Below are 5,650 nucleotides of genomic sequence, written 5' to 3' on the forward strand. Positions count from 1 at the left end.
CTCACCTTCATGATTCATTCCCATTTCAACAACAGCAACTTCAGTAGTACTGTCTATTCTGAAAAGAGTTCTTGGAACACCTATGTTGTTGTTATAATTGCCCTCTGTAGCTATGACCTTGTACTTTTGGGAAAGTACAGAAGCTATCATATCCTTCATCGTAGTCTTTCCAACGCTTCCTGTTACAGCAATAACAGGAATATGGAACTGCATACGATAGTAGCTTGCAAGATCTCCAACAGCAAGAAGGGTATCAGGTACAAGAACATAAAACTTGCCCGGAACCTTTTCTTCAGGCTCTTTGGAAACAACTGCTCCTACAGCTCCTGCCTTAAGCGCAGAATTAACAAACGCATGTCCATCCATCTTCTCTCCGACTATGGCTATGAACAGATCGCCTGCCTGTGCCTTCCTATTATCAGAAATGACACGTCTTATAACTGTATCTTCAGAAATATCCGGTGTTATAAGAGTACCATTTGTTGCTTCGATAATTTGCTTAAGCGTAATATTTTCCATGTTTTCCTTTCAGGTATTAAACGCCTTGTGGATTGTATATAGATTATAATAATACGTTATATCGGTAATATCAATTTGTACTTATTATATCACTATTTGTAGTATATCTGCGACGCCACTTTTCAAGAGCATCTACTACGATAAGCTGGCAAAGGTCATCATATTCTATTCCGGTTACGCCAGCTTCCTGAGGTACAAGGCTTGTAGGTGTCATTCCCGGAAGTGTATTAACTTCAAGGAAATAGATATTGTCATCTGCATCTACAATAAAGTCAGAACGTGAATAGGTTCTAAGTTCAAGTGTCTCATGAACTTTAACAGCCATCTCGCCCATCTTTTTGGCAAGATCCTCAGAAAGTCTTCCAGGGCAGATGTGATCAGCACCTGTGGAAGTATACTTATTCTCATAGTTATATCCGCCTTCGATAGGAACGATCTCTACGCTTGGAAGTGCCTTTCCTTTAAGAACTGCATTAGTAAATTCGCGTCCTTCAATAAACTGCTCGATAAGAACATCGCTTCCATAATCAAGAACATTTCTAAGAGCTGGCTCAAGCTCTTTTTCATCCTTAATAATATATACGCCAACAGATGATCCACCTGTAGGAGTCTTAACTACGCAGGGAACCTCGTTCTCTTTGATCATTCTCGGTATATCATCCTGTGTTACACCTGTATAAGAGTGCCATTTAGGAGTATTAACGCCCTGTGGAGCTACCATCTGCTTGGTCATTATCTTATCCATACCAATAGCTGCTCCTACATGGCCTGATCCTGTATAAGGAACTCCAAGAAGGTCAAATGTTGCCTGCACGCGGCCATCTTCGCCATTAAGTCCGTGAAGGGCTATAAATACAACATCTGCCTTAGTACAGATTTCGAGAACTCCTTTTCCAAAAAGAGATGGACTCTTAAACTTACGCTCTGAACGGACCTTCTCAAGATCGGGAGTAAGTCCGTCAAAAGTTACATCCTTAAGCTCAGGAAGATTATCAAAAAGCATCTGAGGATTGGCAACAACGTCATCTCCCATCTCCTCAAGTCCCATATACATATCTACAAGAACAGCTCTGTGTCCCTTTCTTCTGAGAGCTCCACATACCTTTGTTCCTGAGATAAAAGAAATCTCGCGTTCTGTGGAAAGACCTCCACATAATACAACTATATTCATAATAAACCTCTTTACTTCTTATGCATCTGATCTGGCATAAGAATTCTTCATTACATTACTTGCTTCTTTAAGAACTGATGAAAGGACTTTGGCAGTCTCTTCCTGTACCATTTTGGCTGTCTCATTATTAGCCTTCTCACTGATCTTTACAAGGGCTGCTCCCTTAGCCTTCTTCAGCTCAGCATCGTAACGATTTATGATCTCGTGGCTCTTTCCATGAACCTTGAGCTGATATCTTTCAATAAGGTTAAGACTTGTCTTATAGGAAGCGTTGGCAAGCGCTCCGATAAGTCTGCTGTTCCAGTAGAAGGAATCAGTTGATACATCACCATCTGTATTTCCAAGAAATTCTGGAACTTCATTAATATTAACGTACATAGGAATCATAACGTTGAATACATTAGATCCAAATGCTACCCACTGAATAGCAGGGCTGTCAGATCTTATCTGAAGAAGTGACATAAAGTCTGTACGGTTTACACCAATTGAACGGAATGCCCCGCGCATTGATGGATCTCCGTAGCTTCCATAGGGATCAAACGGTGTACCCTGGAAGTGACTTGAAAGAAGATATTTAACATCTTCTTCTGTGATCTTCTTCTCAGGAATAAGGGACCATGGAATATCATTGGAATCAGGCCTGTAATCTGCTGAAGGGCCATCCCAGTAATAAGTATGGGGATTAAGATATCTCTCCATATACCATGCTCTTGGTGTGTTATATACATGGTCTGCATCTTCGTGTGAACCAAAGGCATATCTTGCATTAAAGCCTTCTGAGATAGACAGATCAAGATGACCTTTTTCAATAAACTCTCTCATATCTGCTGAGCACATATGCTCTTTCTGAGCGCCAAGTGCATCATCCAAGTCAAAAAGGTCTATTCCCATCTGGTTGGGCATAACAACATAAGCTTCATCCGGAACTCTTCTTGCTATCCAGTGATGACCACCTATTGTCTCAAGCCACCATACTTCATCCTTATCAGAAAAGCCTATACCGTTCATCTCATAAGTTCCGTACTTTTCAAGAAGTGATCCAAGACGGATAACACCTTCTCTTGCGCTCTTAATATAAGGAAGTGTCAGAACCACAAGATCCTCTTCTCCTATGCCACCTTTTTTAAGTGATGCATCAAGACAAGGGTCAAGACCCTGAACTCTTTCATTGGATGTGATAGTTTCTGTCGCTGTCATCGCAACGCCTGCAGCATTAATACCGCTTGCAGCCCAGATTCCTTCGCCCTCAACAGCATTAGGAACGCAGGTGTACTGCATTGGATCATCCGGAAGATCGATCTTGGCCTGTGAAATAACAGATTTATATTTTCTTGGCTGATCTTCAGGTTTTACTACAGTGAATTTCTTTGGTGTATATCCGCCGGCACCTGAATCATCATTTCGTGCCATCATGGTTGAACCATCGTAAGATGCTTTTTTACCTACAAGTATTGTTGTACAAGGCATAGTTTATCCTCCTTAAATTCTTATTCAAAACTACTTCAAAACTTCCTAATTAATGAATACGTGTTTACAATTTATAGCTGGTACACTTATAATTTAACGTGTTATTTGGGGAGCTGTAATATTCTTTTAAGCTCAAAAAATTAAATCCAAACAATAATAAATTAAGCACTACCTATAATAACTTTAATCATGTAAAAACTCAACCCGCTTACGGGAAGGTGATTTATAAGAGGGGAAGGATCATCTGTAATGACATCCATTTCATATACTGCCAAAAAGCATTTAAGTAATGAATTAAGGCAACATCTTATTTCCTTTGCCATAACTGTATGTGCTATGACCATATTCTGCATCATTATGAGGATCACACCTTTTGGTGACAATACTTTTCTCTATGATGATGTAAGACGCGAATTCATTCAGTACTACGCTTATCTTAAAAATGCCATCCTTGGAGATGGTAGCCTTGCTTATTCAAGAACCAAAGGCATGGGAGGCTCCATGCTGGGACTTTATGTCAACTACATGTCATCTCCTCTTAATCTAATATATGTATTATTCCCGGTAAAAATGTTCCCAACAGTACTTACAATACTGCTTATATTCAGAATGGGTCTTTCATCTTTTACTGCAAATGTGTTTCTGACTCATGCAAATGTCAAAAGGTCTGTTCCTTTTTCTGTCTCTTTTTCCATGTCATTATGGGTATTTGTATCAGTGCTTAACCCTTTGTGGCTTGATGCGATCATCATGTTCCCGCTTCTTGCCTGCGCTGTACTTGAATTTTCGCGCGATACAAAATCTGTAAAAAAGCTCATTGCACTAGTACTCCTCACCTCAGTGCAGTTCTATCTTAACTACTATACTGCCTGTATGATGATGATATTTTTTGCTATATGGATGATCCTTAAATTTATCATGGGCATCATCAGATTCACAGACGGTCTTAAGGTAGCAACAGGACTTATTACCGGTATACTTCTTATATGCCCCGTTATCTATCCTGTATATCAGGAGCTCACACTTAGTGAAAAGAGTGTCGGCGGTTCCTTTATAAGTCTCTTATTTACAGATGCACACATAACCAATCCCTTAATGGTAATATCCAAGCTGTTTAGTTTTTCTATAGATGGTCAGCAGGTCATGTTCGGAATGCCGCATCTTTTCTGCGGAACTGTTATGCTTCCTCTTCTTGTCTTTTTCTTTATAAACAAGGATATAGACAAGGCGATCAAAAAGCAGTGCGGCATACTTCTTTCAATACTATTTGTAAGCTTTTGTATATCACCTCTTGACCTTATATGGCATGCAGGCAATGTTCCAAACGGTTATCCATACAGATATGCTTTCTTATTTGTGGCTGTTATGATCACATGCTGCGCATATTCTTTTGATATAATATTAGACCATTATATTGGTAAAAAATATACAGTCCCTGTTTTTACAAATATTCAGGCATCATTTGCCATAACCTGCATTATTGAAATTATAGTTTTGGTATTCTCAAGAAGGCTCAATATGGGCTGGTTTTCAGTAAAATCCGGAATCATAAGCCTTTTAATTCTTGCAGCTGAATATATCCTGTGCCACATCCTTATGCGCAAAGACTATAAGTTTATATATGCAATCTTTGCTCTTATCTGCATCTGCGACCTTATGGTCAACCAGATCAAAATAGTCAGAGCTTCATACATGCCTTGCGAGACACTTTCAGAATATCAGGCAAGATATGATGATAAGAGTTCCAAGATCGAATCAATCAAAGATAAGGATGACAGCTTTTATCGCATAGAAGATATAGAATCAGATCCCTACGATAATATTAATGACGGCATGGTATACGATTATCATTCTATATCTCATTACAGTACAGGCGATCACAAAAGCGTGCGTATGTTCCTCAAGTCATTGGGATTTAATTATAACCAATTGTATGATAAGTACCTTGAAGGTAATACCAAAACTGCTGATTCTATTTTGAATATTAAATACCTTCTTACTAATCAAGGAACTGTTCAAAACGCTGATATCTTCCCAGCAGCTGTAGCTATTTCCAGTGATTCTTATCTTCCTTCAAACGGAGTTATTGACGATCCTTTTTACTTTCAGACTCTGATAGCAAGAGCTTTTGCAGGAATTGAAGATAATAATGAAAATACAGATGATAGCGACCTCTTTGTAGCTGCATATATTGATAATATGAAACTATCTTCAAGTAAAGAAGATCAGATAGCTACTATGACCATAGAGCTTACAACAAAGAGTGATGGCAACATTTATTTCTATTTACAAGATCTTGGTAATACTTCTCAGAACATGATCGTATCCATAGACGGCGTAGATATATCCGGATATGCCAATGCTTCTGCAATCAAAATATTAGATCTTGGATATAGGGATAAAGGCCAGCATGCAACCATAACCCTTACAGCTTATGGAGATCCCGCGGAAGCAGATTTTGGTAATCCACTCATCTTTACCGAAAATATGGAA

Annotated in this window: 4 protein-coding genes; 1 reads left to right on the forward strand and 3 read right to left on the reverse strand. The window is 39.0% G+C overall.

The features are described 5' to 3' along the window. From K6G87_RS04585 to K6G87_RS04595, 3 genes are all read right to left on the reverse strand, one after another. Window positions 1-519 (reverse strand): Mur ligase family protein (locus K6G87_RS04585; protein WP_296834495.1); only part of this gene is annotated, 519 nt, incomplete at its 3' end. Window positions 520-589: 70 nt separating this feature from the next. Beyond that, the gene (locus K6G87_RS04590) at window positions 590-1,690 is read right to left on the reverse strand and encodes a D-alanine--D-alanine ligase family protein (RefSeq protein ID WP_296834497.1); all 1,101 of its coding nucleotides are present in this window, start codon (window positions 1,688-1,690) and stop codon (window positions 590-592) included. Between the two features lie 18 nt (window positions 1,691-1,708). Continuing rightward, window positions 1,709-3,157: a C69 family dipeptidase gene (locus tag K6G87_RS04595; RefSeq protein WP_296834499.1), complete on the reverse strand. Its 1,449-nt coding sequence runs from the start codon at window positions 3,155-3,157 to the stop codon at window positions 1,709-1,711. A gap of 249 nt (window positions 3,158-3,406) precedes the next feature. Between K6G87_RS04595 and K6G87_RS04600 the strand changes: the two genes are divergently transcribed. Continuing rightward, a partial coding sequence (locus K6G87_RS04600; RefSeq protein WP_296834501.1) for a YfhO family protein occupies window positions 3,407-5,650 on the forward strand: 2,244 nt, incomplete at its 3' end.

It is taken from the genome of Butyrivibrio sp., assembly GCF_024699075.1.

Coding starts and splice junctions, on each gene's coding strand:
- K6G87_RS04590 (WP_296834497.1), bottom strand. CDS start 1,690: ATGAATATAGTTGTATTATGTGGAGGTCTTTCCACAGAACGCGAGATT.
- K6G87_RS04595 (WP_296834499.1), bottom strand. CDS start 3,157: ATGCCTTGTACAACAATACTTGTAGGTAAAAAAGCATCTTACGATGGT.